We start from the raw sequence: 22094 nt of genomic DNA on the forward strand, positions 1-22094 counted from the left end.
CTAGACGACGGTAACGCCGGTTGCCTGGGGGCCCTTGGCGCCCTGGCCGATCTCGAACTGAACGCGCTGGTTCTCATCGAGGGTCTTGAATCCGCCGGTCTGGATCTCGGAGTAGTGAACAAAAACGTCCCCATCCGAGTCATCCGGGGTGATGAAGCCGAAGCCCTTTTCAGCGTTGAACCACTTGACGGTTCCCAGTGCCATGTATTTCTCCTCATTGTGGAACATCAGTCCGATACACTTCGTACCGGCTTTGTTACTCCGCGAGAAGACCTTGGATTCCATCCGGGCGGACCCGGATTGGTTTCGCAGGAGCTTCACGCTCGCAACTCGTCTTGCGAGCATGAAAACCACCTACACAAAGACTGCTACAACACTTTCATGGTGGCCTGCCGCAGGTCAACGGTCTTTTGGGCAATTCGGGAAAATTTTCGGTAAAAAGAAGGTAACGCGGCAGCAGTGAATTAGCTCTGGGACAACCAGATGCCGTTGCGCATCACGCCGGTGAGTTCCAGGTCCCCGTCGGTAACAACAACGTCTGCGCGCAGTCCGCGGCGCAGTCCGCCAATTTCATCCGAAAGGCCCAGGACAGCTGCGGGCACAGCTGTAGCGGAGCAAATGACATCGGGAAGAGCGACGCCGGCACTTGCCGTTTTGCGAACGACCTCCAGGAGGGTGGCGGTGCCGCCGGCGATGGATCCGGTGGCATCAAGGGTGGCAACGCCGTCGCTGACCGTCACGGGGGAGGGGCCCAGCATGTAGCTGCCATCGGAAAGGCCGGCCGCCGCCATGGAATCGGTCACCAGGACGATGTTGGCCGCTCCCACCAATTGGAAGACCGTGGCCACCATGCTGGGGTCCAGGTGCGTGCCGTCGGCGATGAGTTCCACCACAGCTTTGCCTTCCTGGGCCATTCGAAGGCACGCTGCCACCGGGCCTGGGGCGCGGTGGTGCATCGGTGGCATCCCATTGAAAAGGTGCGTCACGGTGGGAAGCGAGCTGACGCCGTCGAACCCTGCTGATTCCAGCCCCTCGCGGGCGGCAGCCAGCGACGCAGCAGCGGTGGCGTCGTCGCAATCGGTGTGTCCCAGGGACGGGGTCACGCCGTGGGACGTCATCAGGTCAACCAGTGCCGCGGCACCCTGAAGCTCAGGCGCGTAGGTCATGGTGGCCAGCTTGCCGGCTGCGGCGCCGACGAGTTCCTCCATGAGGTCCAGGTCCGGTTCCAGCAAATATTCCGGGTTCTGGGCTCCACAGCGGGCATGGGAAAGGAAGGGGCCTTCGAGATGAATTCCGGCAACAAGGCCTTCATCGGCCAGCTTCACGTACAGCTGGATGCCACGGAGGAGGTCTTCCGGGGGTGCGGTCACCATGCTGGCAAGGAACGTCGTGGTGCCCGAACGGTGCAGGAAATCCACGGCCTGGCGCGCGGAGGCCTCATCTCCGCCAGGAAAATCCCCGCCGTTTCCGCCGTGGCAGTGAACATCCACCAGTCCTGGAATGAGGTAGCTGCCGCTGGGAACTCCAAGCCGGACAGCGCTCTGGAAGCCTTCGAAAGATGCCGGATCAAAGCCGTCCGCAGGTCCGGCGTAGGCAATCCTGTCGCCTTCAATGGCAACAAGGCCGTCCTGAACCACCTCGCCATCGCTGACGATCGTGCCTTTGATGATCTGGTGGCTCGGCGCGGAAGAAGTGGGCAAGCGATCTGCGGCAGTCATGCTGTTGATTCTAGTGGCCTGCGGCACAGGTGCCTGGGGAAGAGGCTAGAAGAGCCGGGACTCACTGTCATCCACGCCGCGCATGGCGTCATAATCGAGCGTTACGCAGGCAATGCCGCGATCGTTCGCCAGGACCTTCGCCTGCGGCTTGATCTGTTGGGCGGCGAAAATGCCACGCACAGGTGCCAGCAGGGGGTCGCGGTTCAACAGCTCCAGGTACCTGGTGAGCTGCTCGACGCCGTCGATGTCACCGCGTCGCTTCAGTTCTACGGCAACTGTGGCTCCGTTGGCGTCCCGGGCAAGGATATCCACCGGTCCGATCGCCGTGAAGTACTCACGCCGGATGAGCGAGTAGCCGGTTCCGAGTGTCTCGATCTGCTCAGCGAGGAGCCGCTGGAGATCGGCTTCCACTCCGTCCTTGATCAGGCCGGGATCTGTACCGAGCTCGTGCGAGGTGTCATGCAGTTGCTCGTAAATGTTGATGATCAGGCGGTCATCGGTCTTGGCGGACTGGACGGTCCACTGTTCCACGACGCCTTCCTCTACGTCGGTCTCCTCCGGCGTCGTCACCCGCAGTGTAGCCGGGGGACTCATCCAGTTCAGCGGCTTGTAGGAGCCGCCGTCCGAGTGCACCAGCACGGAGCCATCGGCCTTGACCAGCAGCAGCCGGGTGGCGAGGGGAAGGTGGGCCTTGAGGCGGCCAACGTAATCAACAGAACAACGGGCTATGACGAGTCGCACCCGCTCCACATTACCGTCTCACCATCTGCAACAGGGTGGCTGGGGCAGAATGGAAGCATGCCCCGCTCCAACCGACCTCGTCGCAACGCGTCCAGCGCACGCTCCGGCAAGTGGGCCGAGCCGGTACCCGAGATTGACCTGGAACGGGCAAGGGGCGGAATTGCCCGGCGTGAGAGCGCCCCGGATGGTGACTGGATGGTCAGGACCATGACGGCCAAAAAAGCGGAGAAGCAGTACATATGCCCCGGCTGTTCCACCGCAATCGTCCCAGGCATCGCGCATCTGGTGGTGTGGTCCGACAGCCACCTGTTCGGTCAGGCCGCAGGGCTGGCCGAACGCCGGCACTGGCACACCAATTGCTGGACCGGCAGGACCTACCGCTACCGCTGATTCGCTAGGCTGGGAACCATGACTTTCGACCCCGCCTCGTTCGTATTTACCCCGCAGGCTGCCCCATCGGAGATCCGCGCTTCGACTGTCCTGCCCGCCCGCCGCGAGAATGTGGAGTTCACCACAGAGGACGGCAAGGTGTTGCTGGGCGAGTTGGCACTTCCGGAATCCGGAGAGATCACCGCGACGCTCATTACCCTCCATCCGTTGCCGACCCACGGCGGGTTCATGGATTCCCATGTCTACCGGAAGGCCTCCTACAGGCTCCCGGCGCTGGCCGGAGTGGCTGTGCTGAGGTTCAACACGCGCGGCACCCAGTCTCCCCGCGGGACCAGCGATGGAGAATTCGAAGAAGGCACGGGGGAGCGGTACGACGTAGAGGCGGCGGTACGGTTTGCTGTTGAGCGGGGCCTGCCGAACCGTTGGCTGGTCGGTTGGTCCTTTGGCACGGAACTTGCCTTGATGTACGGCGCTGTGCAGCCGGTGGCCTCGGAGATCGAAGGGGCCGTGTTGTTGTCCCCGCCCTTGCACCGGGCCACGGATGTCCACCTGAAGGAGTGGGCGGCATCCGGGAAGCCGCTCACGGTCCTGGTGCCGGAACACGATGACTACCTGCAGCCTGCCGAAGCAGCCCAGCGGTTCAGCCTTGTCCCGCAGGCCCGGCTTGTCGGCGTCGACGGCGCCAAGCACCTGTGGGTGGGGGAGAAGTACGCCGCGCGCGTCCTGAACGAGATCGTCGACGACGTTACTCCAGCAGGTGCCGGCGTGGACGGCCTGCCGCGTGAGTGGGCCGGGCGTGTGGCCAACGCCTAACCCCGCGCATTGCGGGGCCGTCAGTGCCGGTCTTGGCGGACGATGAAAACTTCCTTGATCAGCAGCATGATCGCCGCGGCGGTCGGGATGGCGATCAGGGCACCCAGGACACCGAGCAGGCTGCCGCCGGCAATCACCGAGATCACAGCAACGGCGCCGGGGACGGCCACGGCTCGCTGCATGATGCGCGGAGAGATGAAGTACGCCTCGAACTGAAGGTAGGCGAAGTAGGCGATCGCGTAGACCACGGCAGTCTGCCACCCCGCGGTGAGGGAGACCAGGATGACCACGACGGCGGCGATCAGGCCACCTACCAGCGGAATGAAGGCGAGCAGGGCCACCACGAAAGCAAGCAGGACGCTGAACGGGATGCCCAGGATGGTCATCACAATGAAGGCGAAGATGGCGTTCAGGAGGGCAACGCAGGCCTGGCCGATCACGTAGTTGCCCACGGAATCAGTAATGGCCTCGGAAAGGGCCTCCACCCGGGGGCGGCGTGAACGGGGAGCCAGGCGGTATGCCCACTTCTTCATGGAGGGGAGCGCAGCCAGGAAGTAAAGGCTGAGGACCAGCACAATCAGCGAGCCGAACAGGCCGTTGGCAACTGTGGATCCGAAGCCAACGACTCCTCCGAAAATACCGCCCATGGCCTCGGGATCCTTGACGAACTTGTCCAGTTCCGTGGTGATGCGGTCACGGACGCCAAACTGGCTGTCGGCGTTGCGGAAAAAGTCCGAGTCAAGGAACCCTCGGATCCATTCCGGGGCCTGGCGGACAATTTCCGATACCTGCTCAACAATCGTCGGGATCAGGGTGGCGAAGAACCCGGCCACGGCCAGGACGAGGGCCGAAACGGAAATCAGGATGCCCGCAGGGCGGGGAACCCGCCGGGACTCAAGCCAGCGGACCACGGGGTCAAGCCCCAAGGCTATGAAGAGTGCGGCAACAATCCACAGGATGAGCTGGGTGGTATTGCTGGCGATATAAAACACTGCCAATGCAATCCCGACGCCTGCGGTCCCCATGAATCCGACATAGAGCGGGTGCTGGGAGGACATGCGCGGCCCGGGCGCTCCGAAGCCGTGGTCGTCCTCGGAACCGGGCCCCCTGCGGCCTTCTTCGGATTCGTCTTCCGGTGGCATTTCGAACCGGACGCGGGTGCGGGCTCCGGGGATTGGCTGCCTGAGCCTGCGTCCCAAGGCGGCGAGGCGTCCGGTGCGAACCGGAACCGTTGCGGCGGTGCCGTCCGAGGGAGCGTCCACCGCACTTGACCCGGTCTCATCGGAGGGACGGGGCTCCAAGTGGTCTTTCACGCGGTTTTGCTGCCTTTTCACTAGTGGTAAGGGGCTGATTCAGGCGCTAAAGGGCCCGGATATCATGATCATCGCCACACTATCAGGAGCGCGGAATGGCGCTGCAGCGGCGCGGTGGCGGGCTTTTGGGGATGTTGCCCCGATCACCCCGATCTGACTCTCTGATAACAAAACGGTTACCCTTGAAGTTCAACGACCGCTGATGATAGGTGATCCTGTGCGTTTGAAGACTGCAGCCTTGCTGGTGCTGCTGGGCCTGCTGACGATGCTGGCCGGCATTGGCCAGCTGACTTTCTGGGCCCCCTCCGAGACCGTAACCGCCTCGGTTCCCAGTGATACCAAAGCTGCCCCGCTGACGGTGATCGACCAAAAGTTGATCGCCCTCCATGACGGGCCAGTGAAGATCAAGATCCAGGGCGAAGGCAACTTCATGGTCGCCACCGGACGCCCCGACGACGTCGATGCCTGGGTTGGCAAGACCGCCCACACCACCGTGACGGGCGTGTCGGCAGACCAGAAGTCACTTGAGGCAACCTCGGTGGACGGTGAAGCAACGGCACCTTCCCCGGCCGGATCGGATCTGTGGGTCAGCACCGAAGACGCCAGTGGCGAGCTGGACTACACCTGGAACCCGCCTGCCGATGGCGAGTGGTCCCTGCTGGTAGCCGGAGACGGAACCCAGCCCGCGCCGTCGTCTATTTCCATGACTTTCCCGAACAACGCCACCACCCCTTGGGCCGTGCCGCTGATTGTTCTGGGCATCATCATCATCCTGGTGGGCGCTGCCCTTCCGTTCATAGCCAAGGCCTTGTCCAACCGCCGCAACGACGGCCAGGACGACGAGCCGCACGATGACGGGGAAGCCACCACCACGCTTCCCGTCCAGTCCGGCTCAAGTGAAGCAAACCGCCGCCGTGGCCCGGAAACCGAAGGTCCTGCACTCCGGGTTACCGCCATCGCTGCTGCGCTGGCAGCGGTCATGGTAGGCGGCACGGCTGTCGCGGCCCAAGCCACCACCACCCCGGAGGCCACCTCCACTTCTTCCGCAGCAGCTCCTGCCGAAGGCGACGGCGGCACTCCAGTACTCCTGGAATCCCAGCTGCAACGGATCCTCGAACAGGTCGCAAGCACAGTGGATGCTGCTGATGCAGCGAAGGACGCAGCCAAGCTGGCTCCCCGCGTGGACAAGATGGAACTGCAGATCCGCACGCAGAACTACAAGATCCGCACCGCGGTATCGGCTTACGAAGCACGGATGCCCGTGCGGGCCACAAAACTCCAGAGCAGCGTCATCAGCACCAAGCGCGAGTGGCCCCGCACGGTCTTTGCCCTGACCCAGGGCGAAGGCAACGTTGTGCCGCAGGTCCTGACACTGGTCCAGCTCTCGCCGCGCGAAAACTACAAGCTGTGGGGCAGCGCTCCGTTGCAGCCGGGCACCAACTTCCCGTCGTTCCCTGTTCCCCGCGAAGGAACTGAACCAGTACCTGCCGGCGACAACACCGGTTTGGCGTACAGCGGCAACGAGGCTTTGGGCATTCTGGCTGAAATGCTGACCACGCCTGACTCCCCAAACCGCAGCAAGCTTGCTGACGGCCAGGCCTCCCCGTACATCGCCGGTGCTTTGGCTTACCAGGCAGACACCGTGAAGAACGGGACCAGCGCCAACTTCAAGTTCACCCACACCCCGGTGACCAACCAGACCGTGGTGCTGCGCACTGCTGACGGCGGTGCATTGGTGGTGGGACGCCTTGACTTCGCTTTCGAAGGCACGCCCAAGGCGGCTGGGGACAAGCTCCTGCTTGAGGACGATTCCGCCGTCTTTGCAGGCGGAAAGGAAACCACCACGGGTATGGTGCTGAACTTCGCCGAGTCCGTAGCGGTGTACATTCCGCCGGCAGGATCCGCTGATCCCATGAAGCTCGTGGCGGCCACCCGCGGCCTGGTCGGGGCCAGCTTCAAGTAGGCAATTGCGCTGCAGGGCAGCGGCTAGAGTGGATGGTATGAGTTCGCCCGGATACCGACCCACTCCAGCCGCTGCCAGCCAGCTCAACCTTCGCGGCGCCGTAGACCTCTCGTCACTGCGCCGCCCGGCCGCGCCTCCGGCCTCCGGCCCAGCCGACGCCGGTTCGCCCGTCGCAGGCGCCCCCAACGGTGATGACACCGGCGGCGCTGCCGGCAAGGCGCCCTTGAGGGTGGATGCCACAGAAACAAACTTCCAGGACCTGGTGCAGCTGTCAGCCCAGATTCCTATCCTCTTCCTCCTGTGGTCCCGCTATGCGCCGGAATCGCCTGCAGTCCTTGACGCAGCCCAGCGCGTGGTGGAAAGTTACGCCGGCCGGCTGGTACTTGCCGCGGCCGACGTCGACGCCTTTCCCCAACTGGCCCAGGCCTTCCAGGTCCAAGCTGTTCCCACCGCCGTAGCGGTGGTGAAGGGCCAGCCCGTTCCCCTGTTCCAAGGTCCTGCCGACGACGCCCAGATCAAGGACCTCGTGGAGGAACTCCTCAAGGTGGCTGCGGCCAATGGGGTTACCGGAAGCATCGGCGACCCCGGAGACCAGGGCGAAGAGGCGGAGCCTGAACCTATCCCGCCCCTGCACCAGGCAGCGATCGACGCGATCGAGGCCGGCGACTATGCCGCGGCAGCAGCCTCTTACAAGCAAGCCCTTTTGGAACAGCCGGCCGACGCCGACGCCAAAGCCGGTCTGGCGCAGGTTGAACTGATGGCCCGTTTGGAAAGCCTCTCCGCTCCCGATGCCGAGGCCCTGCGCGACCTTGCCGCCCGGGAACCGGACAACATTGATGCCCAGCTTGCCGTAGCTGACCTCGATGTTTCGGGTGGACACATCGAGGATGCGTTCAGCCGGATCATTACGTTCATCGGCAGGAATTTCGGCCCGGAACGCGAGACGGCCCGCGTCCGGCTCCTTGAGCTCTTCGAGGTAGTCGGCACCACCGACCAAAGGGTGGCCAAAGCCCGTCAGGGACTGGCGAGGGTTCTCTTCTAGTGCCGTCCGCGCTGTTCTCCCCGCTGCAGCTTCGTTCGCTCTCCATTGCGCACCGTGGGTGGGTTTCACCCATGTGCCAGTACAGCTGCCATCCGGAAACCGGTGAGGGCGTACCCAACGACTGGCATCTGATGCACCTGGGTTCTTTCGCCGCCGGGGGCGCCGCTTTGATCATGAGCGAGGCCGCAGCGGTGAACGCCGTGGGCAGGATCAGCCCGTTGGACGCGGGACTGTATTCGGATGAACAGGCTGCGGGATGGGAACGGATTATCGATTTTGTCCATCGGCATGGCGCCGTGGACTGCAGGATCGGGGCCCAGTTGGCCCATGCGGGCCGCAAAGGATCAACGTACTGGCCGTTCGCTGACAAGTCCGGTTCCGTAGCGCCTTCCGACGGCGGGTGGGCCACCGTTGGACCCGGCCCCCAACCCTTCGATGGCTATGCGGCGCCCGAAACCATGAGCGAGGAAGACATCCTCGGCGTGGTGGAGGACTTTGCTGCCGCGGCCTCGCGGGCCGTTTCTGCCGGCTTTGACACGGTGGAGATCCACGGGGCCCACGGATACCTGTTGCACCAGTTCCAAAGCCCCCTCATCAATACCCGCACGGACAGGTGGGGCGGGAGCGAGGACGGCCGGAACAGGCTGATGCTCGCCGTGGTGGATGCAGTCCGCAATACCATTCCCGACTCCATGCCGTTGCTGTTGAGAATCTCCGCTACCGACTGGGCGGACGGGGGAGTGGACCCTGCGGCGTCAGCGCGGCTGGCCCAAGCGGCAGCAGCGCGGGGCGTCGACCTCGTGGACGTCTCGTCCGGTGGCGCCGTGGCCCACCAGAAGATCAGGGCCGCGCCCGGCTACCAGGCCGGGTTTGCCGAACAGATCAGGCGCGACGCCGGTGTCCCCACAGCTGCTGTGGGGCTCCTGACCAGTGCTGCCCAAGTTGAGGACATTGTTGCCAACGGCAGGGCGGACGCCGTCTTCATGGCCCGCGCGGCCCTGCGCGATCCCCATTGGTGGTTGAGGGCTGCCTACGAGCTGGGTCATGACATCGCTTGGGTTCCGCAGTACCAGCGGGCCGTCCCCCGCCACGGCTTCTAGAACCGCCACCGGCCCTGCTGCGCGAGGTTAGGCTGGTCACATGACGGAACCACGCCATGAACCCACGCCCACATCCGCGCCGCCGCAGTATGCCGCGCCGGCACATGATCCTGCAGCACAGCGGGAAACTGCATCACTGACTGAACCCGCGTCACTGAATGACCCTGTAGCACAGCAAGACTCCGCAGCACTGAATGCCCCTGCAGCATCGGGAGCGTCAGCGCCTTTGTCCGCATTGTCCATCCGGGGCCTGGCCAAGCGCTTCGGGGAGAAGATCGCCGTCGATGGCGTCAGCCTGGAAGTGCCGGCCGGATCCTTCTATGGGATGGTCGGCCCCAACGGTGCAGGAAAGACCACCACGTTGTCGATGGCAACCGGGCTGCTCAGGCCGGACTTCGGCACGGCCTTGATCCACGGCGTCGACGTATGGGCCCGCCCGTTGGAAGCCAAGAAGCTCATGGGTGTACTGCCTGACGGTGTACGCCTTTTCGACAGGCTCACCGGCGAGCAACTGGTGACGTACTCCGGTCTCCTTCGCGGCATGGACCGCGAGGTCGTAGGAGCACGTGTTCCTGAGTTGCTGGCTGCCCTCGACCTTGAAGCGGACGCGGGCTCCCTGGTGGTGGACTACTCCGCCGGTATGACCAAGAAGATCGCACTGGCCTCCGCACTCATCCACGCACCGCGGCTCCTGGTCCTTGATGAGCCTTTCGAATCGGTGGACCCTGTCTCGGCCGCCAATATCCGCGGCATCCTGGAGGGTTACGTCTCTTCCGGAGGCACGGTCATTGTTTCCAGCCATGTGATGGACCTCGTGCAGCGCATGTGCAGCCACGTAGCAGTGGTGGCCGGTGGGCGGGTCCTGGCTGCGGGATCCGTGGACGAAGTCCGCGACGGCTCCACGCTGGAGGAACGTTTCGTCCAGTTGGTGGGCGGCGGACACCGAACGGAGGGCCTGGAATGGTTGCGCACCTTCTAAGCCTGAAATGGCGCCTGCTCCTGAATGGGTTCAAGCGCAGTCCGTGGCAGCTGGTGGGCATGGCCCTGGGGCTTCTTTACGCGTTGGGATTGTTGGTCCTCCTGGTTGGAGGCCTCATAGCACTGCGGTGGGCCGATCCTGAGATCGCGCACACCGTAGTGGTATTGGGTGGAGCGGCCACAGTCCTGGGGTGGGCCATCATCCCGCTCGTAGCTTCGGCGGCAGACATGACTTTGGATCCTGCGCGGTTCACAACCTTCGCAATTCCTTCCAAGCAACTGCTGACGGGCCTCGCCTTGGCCGGTTTCATCGGAATTCCCGGCCTGGCCACTTTGATTGCCGCGCTGGGAACGGTGGGAACGTGGTGGCGCAGTGTGCCGGCCGTTTCCGGAGCGTTGCTGGGCGCCGTCCTGGCTGCCCTGACGTGCATTGTTTTGTCCAAGGTGGTCACGACGGTGACAGCCGGCCTGGCGGCCTCCCGGCGTTTCAAGGATGTCAGCAGCATCATTGTCTTCATTCCTTTGGTCCTGCTGGGTCCGATCATGATGGGCGTGGTGGAAGGTGTTCGCGGCAGCGCCGACTACCTTCCGGTGCTGGCCCGAACGGTGTCCTGGACTCCGCTCGGTGCGGCCTGGTCCCTTGGCGGGGACCTCGAGGCGGGCAATGCGGGTGCGGCGGGACTGAAGTTCCTGATTGCGGCGGCGACCATTGCGGGGCTCCTGCTGTGCTGGCATGTGCTCCTCAAGCGCGCGCTGGTGACGCCCGCATACTCCGGAGGAACGGCCAGGAAGGGCGGAAAGCTGGGCCTGTTCGGCCTGCTCCCCGGCACTCCGTCCGGGGCCGTTGCTGCCAGGGCCCTGATCTACTGGTTGAAGGATCCGAGGTACGCGGCGTCACTGGTGATTGTCCCGATGTTCCCCATCCTCTTCTTCTTCAGCGGCTCGCAGAGCGGCAGCTACGGTTTGCTCATGATTCTTGGGCCGCTGACTGCTTTCGTCATGGCATGGTCCATTTGCGCCGATGTCTCCTACGACAACACGGCATTTGCGCTCCACCTGGCGGCCGGTGTCCGGGGAGTCGATGACAGGCTTGGGCGGGCTTTGGCCTGTCTGGCCATATCCCTTCCGATAGTGCTGATTTTCACGGTGGGGCCCCTCTTTGTGACGGGGGATTGGCAGTGGCTGCCCAACCTCATGGGCCTGTCCCTCGGAACCCTCTTCACGGGCCTGGGTCTGTCTTCGGTGATTTCGGCCCGTTACAACATTGCCGTCCCCTTGCCGGGAGACAGCCCGTTCAAAAAGCCGCCGGGAAACGTGGCCCAGACCCTGGCCGTCCAAGCGGTGGGCATGGGTGTCCTGGCGCTCCTGCTGGTTCCGGAGCTTGCGCTCGTTGCAGTCCAGGCTTTCACCGGTGGGCCGGAGGCTGGTTGGATCAACCTGGTGGCGGGCCCGGTCCTGGGCATCGTACTGTTCGTCGTGGGTGTCCGCCTGGGTGGAAAATGGCTGGATGCACGGGGTCCGGAGATGTTCGCCCAGCTCAGTGTGAACCGTTAGCCGCGTAATAACCATGCCCATAGGTGGGACATGGGATAACGTCTCTGTCAGATAGCTCGAAGACCCTTACCAAGAAAGGCCGTGACGATGGAAGTTGTCATTCTCCCTGGCACCAAGCAGATCGGTGCGCTTGCAGCCGATGCCATTGAAGCGTTGGTCCGCCGCAAGCCGAATGCTGTTCTGGGCCTTGCCACGGGGTCCTCGCCGCTGCCCGTCTATGACGAACTGGCGCGCCGCTACGATGCCGGGGGACTGGACTTCAGCCAGGCCCATGGTTTCGCGCTCGATGAATATGTGGGCTTGGAGGCCGGGCACCCCGAGTCCTACCGCGAGGTGATCCGGCGCGAATTCACCAACCGGGTGAACATCAAGCCGGAGAACGTCCACGGGCCGGACGGTGCTGCCGAGGACCTGGAAGCAGCCTGCCAGGATTATGAGGATGCCATCAAGGCCGTCGGCGGCGTGGACCTCCAGATCCTGGGCGTGGGCACTGACGGGCACATCGGCTTCAACGAGCCAGGATCCTCCCTGGCGTCGCGGACGCGGATCAAGACACTGATCGAGCAGACCCGCAAGGACAACGCCCGCTTCTTCGACAGCATCGATGACGTTCCCCACCATGTGGTGACGCAGGGACTGGGGACGATCATGGATGCCCGGCATGTGGTGCTGGTGGCGACGGGTGCCCAAAAGGCGCAGGCTGTCCGCGATTTCGTCGAAGGCCCCGTGGCGGCGATCTGCGCTGCATCGATCCTCCAGATGCACCCGCACGCAACAATTTTGGTGGATGAGGCAGCCGCGTCATCGCTGAAATTGGCCGATTACTATCGCCACACGTTCGACAACAAGCCGGAGTGGCAGGGCATCTAGACGGTAAGATGTTTGGCATGACTACGCTTCCTCCGGATCCATTCGAAAACGACCCCATGCGCGAGCTTTCCGGAGCCGGAACGTCCACTGCCACCATTGAGCGCGAAGAAACGCGCCAGGAAGTGGAACCCGGCGACCGCGAGCGTTTTTCCCACTACGTCCGCAAGGAAAAGATCATGGAGTCGGCTTTGACCGGCGAACCGGTCATTGCCTTGTGCGGTAAGGTCTGGACACCCGGACGTGATCCCCAGAAGTTCCCGGTCTGCCCGGAGTGCAAGGAGATTTACGAAGGCCTCCGCCCCGGCAACGACGGTGGAAACAACGGCGGCCCGGGCAACTCCAAGTAGTGGGTGGGAAGAGAACACAGGTCCCTTCTGATCGTCACAGTTGCCTCCTCCAACCCGGCTTCTTAGCCGGGTTGGAGGCCATGGGCGCTGCCATCAGGCCGGGGGAGCCAGCATGACAGAAACACTTTTCGGCGGCCCATCCCTGCCTCCGGCGTACCCGGAACGGGCCGCCTGGGGCACTGCGCCCAAGCTCCGCGCCTGGCAGCAGGAGGCGCTGGACCTCTACATGACCCGCAACCCCAAAGACTTCCTTGCCGTGGCTACCCCTGGTGCCGGTAAGACTACTTTTGCGTTGCGGATTGCCACCACCTTGCTGGACAGCGGTGTGGTCAACAGGATTACCATCGTTGCCCCTACCGATCACTTGAAGCGTCAGTGGGCTGACGCCGCAGCCAAAGTCGGGATCGCCATCGACCCCAACTTCAAGAACTCCGATGGCCAGCATGGCCGTGGTTTTGTTGGCGTCGCAGTGACTTACGCGCAGGTGGCGAGCAAGCCCATGTTGCACCGCGCAAAGACCGAAGCGGCGCGTACCTTGGTGATTTTGGATGAAATCCACCACGGCGGTGAAGCGCTCTCCTGGGGCGATGGCCTGCGTGAGGCCTTTGATCCTGCCGCGCGGCGCCTGTCGCTGACCGGTACGCCGTTCCGTTCGGATACTTCGCCCATTCCCTTCGTCGAATACGCCGAGGACCGCGACGGCATCAGGCGTTCAAAGGCCGATTACACCTATGGTTACGGCAATGCCCTGAGGGATCACGTGGTCCGTCCCGTGCTCTTCATGGCCTATTCGGGCCAGATGCGGTGGCGCACCAGTGCAGGCGACGAGATGGCTGCTTCACTGGGTGAAGCAGCTGTCACCAAGGACATCACCTCCCAGGCGTGGCGTACTGCGTTGAACCCCACCGGGGAATGGATCCCCGCCGTTCTCGCCGCGGCGGACAAGCGTCTGGGCGAGGTCAGGCGGACGGTGCCCGACGCCGGTGGCCTGGTTATCGCCACGGACCACGACGACGCCCGGGCCTATGCGGGCCAGCTCAAGAAGATCACAGGCCAGTCGCCCACGGTGATCCTCTCGGACGACTCCAAGGCCTCGAGCAAGATCGAGGAATTCTCTGCTGGGGACCAGCGCTGGATGGTTGCCGTCCGCATGGTGTCCGAAGGCGTTGACGTCCCGCGTCTTTCTGTCGGTGTGTACGCAACCTCAACCTCCACTCCGCTGTTCTTCGCCCAGGCTGTGGGTCGTTTTGTGCGTGCCCGCAAGAGGGGTGAAACGGCGTCGGTCTTCCTTCCGTCGGTGCCGCCGCTGATGATCCTCGCCAACACCATGGAGGCCGAGCGTGACCACGCCCTGGACCGCCCGGAGAAGGATGAGGATGGTCTCTTCAGTCCCGAAGAGAACCTCATGGCCGAGGCCAACCGCGAGGACAAGGCATCGGATGAACTGACCAAGGGCAAGTTTGAAGCGTTGGACTCCCAGGCCTCTTTTGACCGCGTCCTTTTTGACGGCGGCGAATTCGGCACCGGTGCGGACATCGGTTCCGATGACGAGCTGGACTTCCTTGGCATTCCAGGGCTCCTGGACGCCGAGCAGGTAGGGACGCTGCTGCGTCAGCGCCAGCACGATCAACAGTCGCGGAAGAAGCGTCAGTCGCCGCTGGCCGCTGCTGCCTCTCCCGCTGTGCCTGACCACCGGATGCTCATGGATCTGCGAAACGAGCTGGCCAAGAACGTCGCCGCCTGGGCTGCCCGAACCGGTACCCCGCATGGGGTTGTCCACACCAAACTTCGTGAAGTGTGTGGCGGTCCGGCGGTCGCCCAAGCCAACGAGGAGCAATTGCAGGCCCGTTTGCGCAAGCTCCAGGATTGGTTCATCGGCAGGAAGTAGCGGAACCGTCATCCCTCAGATACGCCGAAGGGCGCCGCGGTTGCGGCGCCCTTCGGCGTATCTGCTGCGGGCCTTCCGTGTCTGTTCAGAAAGCGGCAGCTCAGTCGCGTTCGACGTCGACGCCGGCTGCTTCCATCTCGTCCAGCGCATCGGTGAGGTCTTCGGCGATTCCGGCCGTAAGGCCCGCGATGACGGTGGTGTTGTAGCCGGCCTGAACGGCGTCAAGTGCCGTTGACTTCACGCAGTAGTCGGTGGCCAGGCCCACCACCACAACGTCCTCGACGTCGTGGCTTTGCAGCCAGTCATCGAGCCCGATCGCATCTTCCTCGAGGACGTCGGCTACGGTTGCGCCGGCCTTCAAGTCTCCGGTAGGGACGTCGTCTTCGGGCGCGAGGACCCCTTCGAAGCCGGAGTAGGCCGCGGTGTATTGTCCCTTGCGGAAATAGGCCTGGATGTACTCGGGGTCGAGGTCTTCGTGCAGTTCCGCGCCCTTTGTCCGGGCGCGGCAGTGCGGAGGCCAGGAATCCACCATGTCGGGGTCATCCGAGAAGTGTCCGCCCGGTTCGATGTGCCAGTCCTGCGTGGCAACGATGTGGTCGAAGTGCTGCTGGTTGGCATCAACATACTCGGTGATGGCTCCGGCGATTGCTGCGCCGCCTTCAACGGCCAGGGTACCGCCCTCGCAGAAGTCGTTCTGGACATCAACGATGATCAGGGCACGGGACATCAGTTCTCCTCGTAGACAGTGGGAATGGCGGCCTCGCCGCGCTGGAGGCGGTTGACGACGGCGGGCAGCTCGGCCATGGTGGCCGTGTGCCTCTCCTTGGCGCGGATCACGCCTTCGGGCCCGGTCCATCCCGGGAGGACCTCGCCGTTCTTGACGAATTGGTGCAGCAGCACGCGGTCGTTGCCGTCGTCCTGGGGACGATGGCCGATGCCCACCACCTCCTGGGTGGCGCGGCCGCGGTCATTGAGTTTGCGCAGGGCGTACTTCCGTCCACCCACGCTGGCTTTGTTCTTTGCGGCCTTGGCCACTGAAATGAACTCGCCGGAATCGTTGGTACGGCTCACCAGTTTGTAGACCATGCTGGCCGTGGGAGCACCGGAACCTGTCACCAGGGACGTGCCCACGCCGTAGGAGTCCACCGGGGCCGACTGGAGGGCAGCGATGGCGAATTCGTCAAGGTCCGAGGTCACCACGATCCTTGTGTTGACGTTGCCCAGGTCATCCAGCAATTGCCGGACCCACTGTGCCTGGGCAATCAGGTCCCCGGAATCCAGGCGGACTGCACCGAGCTTGTCGCCGGCGAGTTCCACGGCAGTGCGCACCGCGGTCTCGACGTCGTAGGTGTCCACCAGCAGCGAGGTCCCGGGTCCGAAGGTCGCGATCTGCGCTTCGAAGGCTTCCCGCTCGGTGTCATGGAGCAAGGTGAAGGAGTGGGCTGCCGTGCCGACCGTCTTGATGCCGTAGCGGCGTCCGGCCTCCAGGTTGGAGGTGCTGGCGAAGCCGGCGATCACGGCGGCGCGCGCTGCCGCCGTCGCCGATTCTTCCTGGGTCCGACGGGAGCCCATCTCGATGCAGGGGCGGGTGCCCGCTGCGGAGGTCATGCGTGAAGCGGCGGAGGCAATGGCACTGTCGTGGTTGAGGACGGACAGGATGTAGGTCTCCAGGATGCAGGCTTCTGCGAAGGTGGATTCGACGATCAGGATGGGGGAGTTGGGGAAATAGGCGTCGCCCTCGGCATAGCCCCAGATGTCGCCGCTGAACTTGTAGTCGGCCAGATAGTCCAGTGTTTCCTGGTTGACCACTTTGTTCTGCTGGAGGAATGCGAGCTCGGCGTCGCCGAAGCGGAAGTCGGCTATGCCCTCCAGCAGGCGCCCCGTGCCGCCCACCACGCCGTAGCGCCGGCCGTCCGGCAGCCGCCGGGCGAAGGCTTCGAAGACCGAACGGCGATGCGCGGCGCCCGAATGCAAGGCGGCCTGAAGCATGGTCAGTTCGTAATGGTCGGTGTACAAGGAAGTTGCGGGGTGGTCCCAGGACGTGGCTCTACTCACGAATTCACTCTAGTGCGAGCCGCCATAGAATGGACAGATGAGCCCCAGCGTTGCGTATGGCACGGACATCGATGAGCGGACCAAAGCTGCAGAGCAGTCCGCCACCGATGTCCTGACCGCCCCTGATATCCCGTGGAACCTTGTGATCTGGAATGATCCGGTGAATCTGATGAGCTACGTGAGCTTTGTCTTCCAGAGTTACTTCGGCTATTCCGAGTCCAAAGCCCACAAGCTAATGATGGAGGTCCACAAAAAGGGCCGCTCCATCGTGGCCCACGGAAGCAAGGAACAAGTGGAGCAGCACGCGGTAGCCATGCACGGTTTTGGCTTGTGGGCCACCGTGGAGAAGGCCGCGAGCGGAAACGAAACACCCGGAAAGGGCGGCCGCCAGCGTGGCTAAGGCATTCAAGTACGGACTCAAGGGCATCACGGGATACCTCGAACCCGCTGAACGGGACCTCTTGCGCGGATTGCTGGACGACGTCATTTCCATGTTGGAGCAGGACATCAAGGAGAACGAAGACCCCTTGGCGGCCCTCATCGGCCTGGACATGGACGTCAAGCAGCCCAGCGACCGTGCGCTGCTGCGGCTGCTGCCCAACGTCATGAAGGACGACGACGGCGGCTCGCTGGAGTTCCGGCAGCTCACCGAACGCTCGGTGCGGGAAAACAAGATCGGAGCCCTGAGGGCCGCGGCCATGGGGCTGGACAAAGACGACCTGGTCCTCACTCCAGAGGACGCCACGCGGTGGTCCATGGCCCTGAACGACGTCCGCCTGGTCCTCGCCGAACGCCTGGACATCCGCGATGAAGCTGATGCCGAACACATCCACAGCATGCAGGACTGGAGCCAGGCCGAAGACGTGGAAAGTTACCTGGCCCTGGTGTACAACTTCACTACCTGGCTGCAGGAGTCCCTGGTACAGGCCATGATGGCGGCAAGGCAGGGGAAATCCTGATCCGGACGGCCAAGTGCTGCTCCTTCCGTGTGACACATCAGACACGAGGCGGAGACCACAGGTAATGGCCGCACACCAAGGGAAGCCTTATTCTCGAATAATTATGACTTCAGCATCGGGTTCACCAAGCGGCGCCCTGGGCTCTGACGCCCCCATCAGCACGGGGGAACTTGTCGGCACGCGCCCGATCGGCATTTTCGACTCCGGAGTAGGCGGGTTGACCGTTGCGCGGTCCATCATCGACCAGCTTCCCAACGAGTCAATCCTCTACGTAGGTGACACTGCCAACGGCCCTTACGGTCCCCTTCCCATCGCCGAGGTGCGGGCCAATGCTTTGGGCGTCATGGATGAGCTGGTGGATTCGGGCGTGAAGTTGCTGACCATTGCCTGCAACTCCGCCTCCGCCGCCGTGCTCCGGGATGCGCGGGAAAGGTATACGGCCCGCTATGGCATTCCGGTCATCGAGGTCATCCAGCCGGCCGTGCGGCGGGCTGTCGCGGCTACGCGTTCAGGCAGGATCGGCGTCATCGGAACCTCAGCCACTGTTGGGTCCCGTGCCTACGAAGATACTTTCGCTGCTGCTCCTGACCTCACCATCACCTCAGTGGCCTGCCCGGCTTTTGTGAACTTCGTGGAGGCTGGCATCACCACCGGGCCCGACCTTCTCGCTGCAGCCAACGAATACCTGGAGCCGCTCAAGGAAGCCGGAGTGGACACTGTGGTCCTCGGATGCACCCACTACCCGTTGCTGACCGGCGTCATCTCCTTTGTCATGGGCGAGGACGTCACGCTGGTTTCCAGTGCCGAGGAAACAGCCAAAGACGTCTACCGTGCCTTGGCCAACCATGGCATCCAGCGGACGGAGCCCACCACGCCAAGCCACGAGTTCATTGCCACTGGAGATGCTGCCCAGTTCGAGACCCTCGCCCGCCGTTTCCTGGGACCGGAGGTCCTCTCGGTGAAGCACGTGGACCATGTGGCGGCGCAGTACCCCACCGGCAGCCTGGCCCGTATTACGCCCGAGATGTTGGAAGCGGCACGCTCGGGAACCGGTCTGTCCCGGCGCTCGTACTTTGTACAGCCGGATCCGGCCGTCAACGCCGGCGCGGGCAACACCCTGGGGCGTGGATTGTGAAACTCACCATTGTGGGCTGCACGGGCTCATTCCCCGGACCCGGTTCCCCGGCGTCGTGCTATTTGGTGACCGCGCATGACGGTGAGCGCGAATGGAAGATCGTCATGGACCTGGGCAGCGGTGCGTTGGGTGCCATCCAGCGTTACACGGATCTGGAAGACATTGACGCAATCTTCCTCACCCACCTCCACCCGGACCACTGCATGGACCTCTGCGGACTCCACGTGGCTGTTCGCTGGAAGCCAGGCGGATGGGGGCGGGACCGGCTCCCGGTCTGGGGACCTGCCGCTACGGCGGACCGGATGGCCACAGCCTATGGCCTGGATTTGGATCCGGGCATGCACGAGGAATTCGACTTTACCCACTGGGCCGAACGGCAACCTGTCACTGTGGGCCCCTTTACGGTGACCCCGTTTGCCGTAAACCACCCGGTGGAAGAGGCCTACGCGTTGCGAGTGACTGCCACCGAGCCCGGCAAGGACGGTGTGGCGGTTACGAAGGTCCTGACGTACTCCGGGGACACCGATTCCTGCCAAGGCCTGGAGGATGCGGCGCAGGGCGCGGACTTGTTCCTTTGTGAAGCGGCGTTCGAGGAAGGCCGGGACGATGACGTCAAGGACGTCCACCTCACCGGCAAGCGTGCGGGGGAGGCAGCAACGAACGCTGCTGCCAAGAGGTTGCTGTTGACCCACATTCCGGTATGGACTTCACAAACCAAGGTCCTGTCCGAGGCGAAACCGGTCTTCGCCGGCGACGTCGCCGTAGCTGTCGCCGGAGTGCATTACACGATCTAGCCGAATGAGCCAGTCGAACGATCCAGTCGAACGATCCAGCCTGGAAGGCGCCGGCCAGTGCGGGCGCCGGGGGTGTCCGGGCTTGGCTAAGCTTGGAGCATGACTTCTGAAGCTACAGCCACCCCCGTCATCCGTGCCGATGGCCGGACCCCAGACCAACTGCGCCCCATCAGCATCACGCGCGGCTGGTCCAAGCAGGCCGAAGGTTCGGCGCTGATCGAGTTCGGCAACACCCGGGTCCTGTGCACAGCTTCCCTGACCGAGGGCGTGCCGCGCTGGCTTAAGGGCGAAGGCCGCGGCTGGGTCACCGCGGAGTACGCCATGCTGCCCCGGGCTACGAACACCCGATCGGACCGCGAGTCCGTGAAGGGCAAGATCGGCGGCCGTACCCACGAAATCTCACGCCTGATCGGGCGCTCACTGCGCTCGATCATCGACACCAAGGCGTTGGGTGAGAACACGATCGTGCTGGACTGCGACGTCCTGCAGGCCGACGGCGGCACCCGCACCGCTGCCATCACGGGTGCTTATGTCGCGCTGGCTGAAGCCATCCGCTTCGCCCGGGAGAACAAGCTGATCGCGCGCAACGCCGAGCCGCTGGTGGACACCATCGCAGCGGTCTCCGTGGGAATCATCGACGGCGTGCCCATGCTGGACCTGCCCTATGTGGAGGACGTCCGGGCCGAGACCGACATGAACGTTGTGGTCACCGGATCCGGAAAGTTCGTCGAGGTCCAGGGCACCGCTGAAGGTGCTCCCTTCGACCGCGACGAATTGAACGCACTGCTGGACCTGGCCCTGCTGGGCACCACGCAGTTGTCAGCCATCCAGCGCGAAACCCTGGCCGAGGCCCCGTGAGCGGCACGGCAGCAACCGCGGCTCCGCGCCTTGTCCTGGCTACCCACAACAAGGGCAAGCTGAGGGAACTCAGGGAGTTGCTGCGGGACCAGGTACCAGGACTCGACGTCGATACCCAGGTGGTGGACGCCGCTGCGGCCGGTGCCCCGGACGTTGCGGAAACCGGCGTCACCTTTGCCGAGAACTCGCTCCTGAAGGCCCGCGCCGTGGCGGAGGCTACGGGTCTGGTCGCGATTGCCGATGATTCCGGCTTGGCCGTCGATGTTCTGGGCGGAGCTCCGGGCATCTTCTCGGCGCGTTGGTCCGGAACCCACGGGAACGACACCGCCAACCTGAACTTGTTGCTGGCCCAGCTCTCTGATGTTCCGGACGACTTCCGTGGAGCTGCGTTTGTTTGTGCTGCCGCTTTGGCTGTGCCGGGTTCCGATGGCATCGCCCATGAAACCGTCGAATACGGCCAGCTCGAAGGGACGCTCCTGCGTGAACCCCGGGGTGAGGGTGGCTTCGGCTACGACCCCGTGCTGCAGCCGGCCGGCATGGACCGCAGCTGTGCAGAACTGAGCCCGGAGGAGAAAAACGCCATCAGCCATCGCGGCCAGGCGTTCCGGGCACTGCTTCCCGCGATCGTCTCGGCTTTGTCCGGCCCCGGTTCGCAGTAAGCTCTGCGTCAGCAAAAAAGGCACCCCGCCGATGCGGGGTGCCTTTTTTTGCTGTTCCGGGCTCCAGGCGCGGCCTGTGCCTCGGAGCGGCTGTGAAGCCTCAGTGCTCCTGCTTGCCGCCCTCGTGTTCCTCGATGAACTCCTCCACGGGGTCCCCGCCTCCGGCAGCCGCACGGCGCTTGGCTACGAATCCACGTCCAATCTCAATGAAGATCGGGATGACCGAGATCAGGACGATCACAATGAAAATGATGTCGATGTTGTTTCCGACCCACTCGAACTGGCCAAGCCATGCACCGAGCAGGGTCACTCCGCCGCCCCAAAGGACAGCGCCGATGACGTTGAAGAGGAAGAACTTGCGCTTATCCATCTGCGCAACGCCCACGATGACCGGCACGAAGGTCCGGATGATGGGAACGAAGCGGGCAAGGATCAAGGCCTTGCCACCGTGCTTTTCAAAGAACGCGTGGGCGCTTTCGACGTTTTCCCTCTTGAAAAGCCGTGAATCAGGCTTGTTGAAGATGGCCGGGCCGGCCTTTGACCCTATGAGGTAGCCAGTCTGGTTGCCGATGATGGCAGCGACGATGATCAGGCCGCACATGGCGAAGAGATTGAATTCGATGGCACCGGTGGAGACCAGCAGCCCTGCCGTGAACAGCATCGAATCACCCGGCAGGAAGAAACCCACCAGGAGGCCTGTTTCTGCGAAAACGATGGCGCAGACCAGGAGGATCACCCAGGGTCCCAGCGGTGAATCGCGGAGGAAGACGTCAGGGTTCAGCCAGTCCGGCAGGAACGAAGCCATGGAGGGTTGAACCGGTCCCGCACCCCCGATGGTGGATACGGCAAGGTCGTTTATCGCAGAAAAGATCACCCAACAAGCCTACTTGACGGCCGTCGTCGTGATTTTCCCGGCG

At 63.6% G+C, this 22094-nt stretch carries 23 protein-coding genes; 16 read left to right on the forward strand and 7 right to left on the reverse strand.

From position 1 onward, the window contains the following. From BLQ01_RS03830 to nucS, 3 genes are all read right to left on the reverse strand, one after another. Complete coding sequence (locus BLQ01_RS03830) at window positions 1-204, reverse strand: cold-shock protein (RefSeq protein WP_018776337.1); 204 nt, start codon at window positions 202-204, stop codon at window positions 1-3. Between the two features lie 260 nt (window positions 205-464). Next, the gene (nagA, locus tag BLQ01_RS03835; protein ID WP_091550172.1) at window positions 465-1718 is read right to left on the reverse strand and encodes an N-acetylglucosamine-6-phosphate deacetylase; all 1254 of its coding nucleotides are present in this window, start codon (window positions 1716-1718) and stop codon (window positions 465-467) included. 45 nt (window positions 1719-1763) lie between these two features. Beyond that, window positions 1764-2459, reverse strand: coding sequence for an endonuclease NucS (gene nucS, locus BLQ01_RS03840; protein ID WP_026540148.1), 696 nt, complete (start codon window positions 2457-2459; stop codon window positions 1764-1766). 57 nt (window positions 2460-2516) lie between these two features. Between nucS and BLQ01_RS03845 the strand changes: the two genes are divergently transcribed. Further along, on the forward strand, window positions 2517-2849 hold the full coding sequence (locus tag BLQ01_RS03845; RefSeq protein WP_026540149.1) for a hypothetical protein: 333 nt from the start codon (window positions 2517-2519) through the stop codon (window positions 2847-2849). 18 nt (window positions 2850-2867) lie between these two features. Beyond that, window positions 2868-3662: an alpha/beta hydrolase gene (locus BLQ01_RS03850; protein ID WP_091550174.1), complete on the forward strand. Its 795-nt coding sequence runs from the start codon at window positions 2868-2870 to the stop codon at window positions 3660-3662. Between the two features lie 20 nt (window positions 3663-3682). Here BLQ01_RS03850 and BLQ01_RS03855 read toward each other — a convergent pair whose 3' ends face one another. Continuing rightward, window positions 3683-4975 carry an AI-2E family transporter gene (locus tag BLQ01_RS03855; protein WP_026540151.1) on the reverse strand — a complete coding sequence of 431 codons (1293 nt, stop codon included), beginning with the start codon at window positions 4973-4975 and terminating at the stop codon, window positions 3683-3685. A gap of 202 nt (window positions 4976-5177) precedes the next feature. On the opposite strand from BLQ01_RS03855, the gene BLQ01_RS03860 reads away from it, so the two are divergent. The 8 genes from BLQ01_RS03860 to BLQ01_RS03895 all read left to right on the forward strand — a co-directional run bounded on the left by BLQ01_RS03860 (window position 5178) and on the right by BLQ01_RS03895 (window position 14717). After that, the gene (locus tag BLQ01_RS03860) at window positions 5178-6938 is read left to right on the forward strand and encodes a DUF8094 domain-containing protein (RefSeq protein ID WP_091550176.1); all 1761 of its coding nucleotides are present in this window, start codon (window positions 5178-5180) and stop codon (window positions 6936-6938) included. A gap of 37 nt (window positions 6939-6975) precedes the next feature. Beyond that, window positions 6976-7980: a tetratricopeptide repeat protein gene (locus BLQ01_RS03865; protein ID WP_091550178.1), complete on the forward strand. Its 1005-nt coding sequence runs from the start codon at window positions 6976-6978 to the stop codon at window positions 7978-7980. Continuing rightward, entirely contained in the window at window positions 7980-9080 is a 1101-nt protein-coding gene (locus tag BLQ01_RS03870) for an NADH:flavin oxidoreductase/NADH oxidase (RefSeq protein ID WP_026546112.1), read from the forward strand. The genes BLQ01_RS03865 and BLQ01_RS03870 overlap by 1 nt, the downstream gene beginning before the upstream one ends. A 40-nt stretch (window positions 9081-9120) precedes the next feature. Continuing rightward, window positions 9121-10059 carry an ABC transporter ATP-binding protein gene (locus BLQ01_RS03875; RefSeq protein ID WP_091550180.1) on the forward strand — a complete coding sequence of 313 codons (939 nt, stop codon included), beginning with the start codon at window positions 9121-9123 and terminating at the stop codon, window positions 10057-10059. Next, window positions 10041-11612, forward strand: a complete 1572-nt coding sequence (locus BLQ01_RS03880) for a transporter (protein ID WP_091550181.1) — start codon at window positions 10041-10043, stop codon at window positions 11610-11612. The genes BLQ01_RS03875 and BLQ01_RS03880 overlap by 19 nt, the downstream gene beginning before the upstream one ends. A gap of 87 nt (window positions 11613-11699) precedes the next feature. After that, the gene (gene nagB, locus BLQ01_RS03885) at window positions 11700-12482 is read left to right on the forward strand and encodes a glucosamine-6-phosphate deaminase (RefSeq protein ID WP_026540157.1); all 783 of its coding nucleotides are present in this window, start codon (window positions 11700-11702) and stop codon (window positions 12480-12482) included. Between the two features lie 8 nt (window positions 12483-12490). After that, window positions 12491-12829: a DUF3039 domain-containing protein gene (locus tag BLQ01_RS03890; protein WP_026540158.1), complete on the forward strand. Its 339-nt coding sequence runs from the start codon at window positions 12491-12493 to the stop codon at window positions 12827-12829. Window positions 12830-12941: 112 nt separating this feature from the next. Next, complete coding sequence (locus BLQ01_RS03895) at window positions 12942-14717, forward strand: DEAD/DEAH box helicase (protein ID WP_026546109.1); 1776 nt, start codon at window positions 12942-12944, stop codon at window positions 14715-14717. A gap of 100 nt (window positions 14718-14817) precedes the next feature. Here BLQ01_RS03895 and BLQ01_RS03900 read toward each other — a convergent pair whose 3' ends face one another. Together BLQ01_RS03900 and BLQ01_RS03905 are read right to left on the reverse strand one after the other, a co-directional pair. After that, complete coding sequence (locus tag BLQ01_RS03900) at window positions 14818-15444, reverse strand: isochorismatase family protein (RefSeq protein ID WP_026540160.1); 627 nt, start codon at window positions 15442-15444, stop codon at window positions 14818-14820. Then, on the reverse strand, window positions 15444-16772 hold the full coding sequence (locus BLQ01_RS03905) for a nicotinate phosphoribosyltransferase (RefSeq protein ID WP_026540161.1): 1329 nt from the start codon (window positions 16770-16772) through the stop codon (window positions 15444-15446). The genes BLQ01_RS03900 and BLQ01_RS03905 overlap by 1 nt, the downstream gene beginning before the upstream one ends. 37 nt (window positions 16773-16809) lie before the next feature. On the opposite strand from BLQ01_RS03905, the gene clpS reads away from it, so the two are divergent. From clpS to rdgB, 6 genes are all read left to right on the forward strand, one after another. Then, window positions 16810-17172, forward strand: a complete 363-nt coding sequence (gene clpS, locus BLQ01_RS03910; protein WP_026540162.1) for an ATP-dependent Clp protease adapter ClpS — start codon at window positions 16810-16812, stop codon at window positions 17170-17172. Beyond that, window positions 17165-17731: a DUF2017 domain-containing protein gene (locus BLQ01_RS03915; RefSeq protein ID WP_091550183.1), complete on the forward strand. Its 567-nt coding sequence runs from the start codon at window positions 17165-17167 to the stop codon at window positions 17729-17731. Before clpS ends, BLQ01_RS03915 begins: the two co-directional genes overlap by 8 nt. A gap of 64 nt (window positions 17732-17795) precedes the next feature. Continuing rightward, a complete protein-coding gene (murI, locus tag BLQ01_RS03920) occupies window positions 17796-18866 on the forward strand; it encodes a glutamate racemase (RefSeq protein WP_035760504.1) in 1071 nt (356 codons plus the stop codon). After that, window positions 18863-19660 carry an MBL fold metallo-hydrolase gene (locus BLQ01_RS03925; RefSeq protein WP_091550185.1) on the forward strand — a complete coding sequence of 266 codons (798 nt, stop codon included), beginning with the start codon at window positions 18863-18865 and terminating at the stop codon, window positions 19658-19660. Before murI ends, BLQ01_RS03925 begins: the two co-directional genes overlap by 4 nt. Window positions 19661-19759: 99 nt before the next feature. Further along, entirely contained in the window at window positions 19760-20518 is a 759-nt protein-coding gene (gene rph / locus BLQ01_RS03930) for a ribonuclease PH (protein ID WP_011775233.1), read from the forward strand. After that, on the forward strand, window positions 20515-21177 hold the full coding sequence (gene rdgB / locus BLQ01_RS03935; protein WP_026546106.1) for an RdgB/HAM1 family non-canonical purine NTP pyrophosphatase: 663 nt from the start codon (window positions 20515-20517) through the stop codon (window positions 21175-21177). Before rph ends, rdgB begins: the two co-directional genes overlap by 4 nt. A 100-nt stretch (window positions 21178-21277) precedes the next feature. Here the strand turns inward: rdgB and BLQ01_RS03940 are convergent, their stop codons facing one another. After that, window positions 21278-22036, reverse strand: coding sequence for a VTT domain-containing protein (locus tag BLQ01_RS03940; protein WP_175493349.1), 759 nt, complete (start codon window positions 22034-22036; stop codon window positions 21278-21280). Window positions 22037-22094: the final 58 nt, after the last annotated feature.

It is taken from the genome of Arthrobacter sp. UNCCL28 (assembly GCF_900102805.1).
GTDB classification, from domain to species: Bacteria; Actinomycetota; Actinomycetes; order Actinomycetales; family Micrococcaceae; genus Arthrobacter; species Arthrobacter nicotinovorans_A.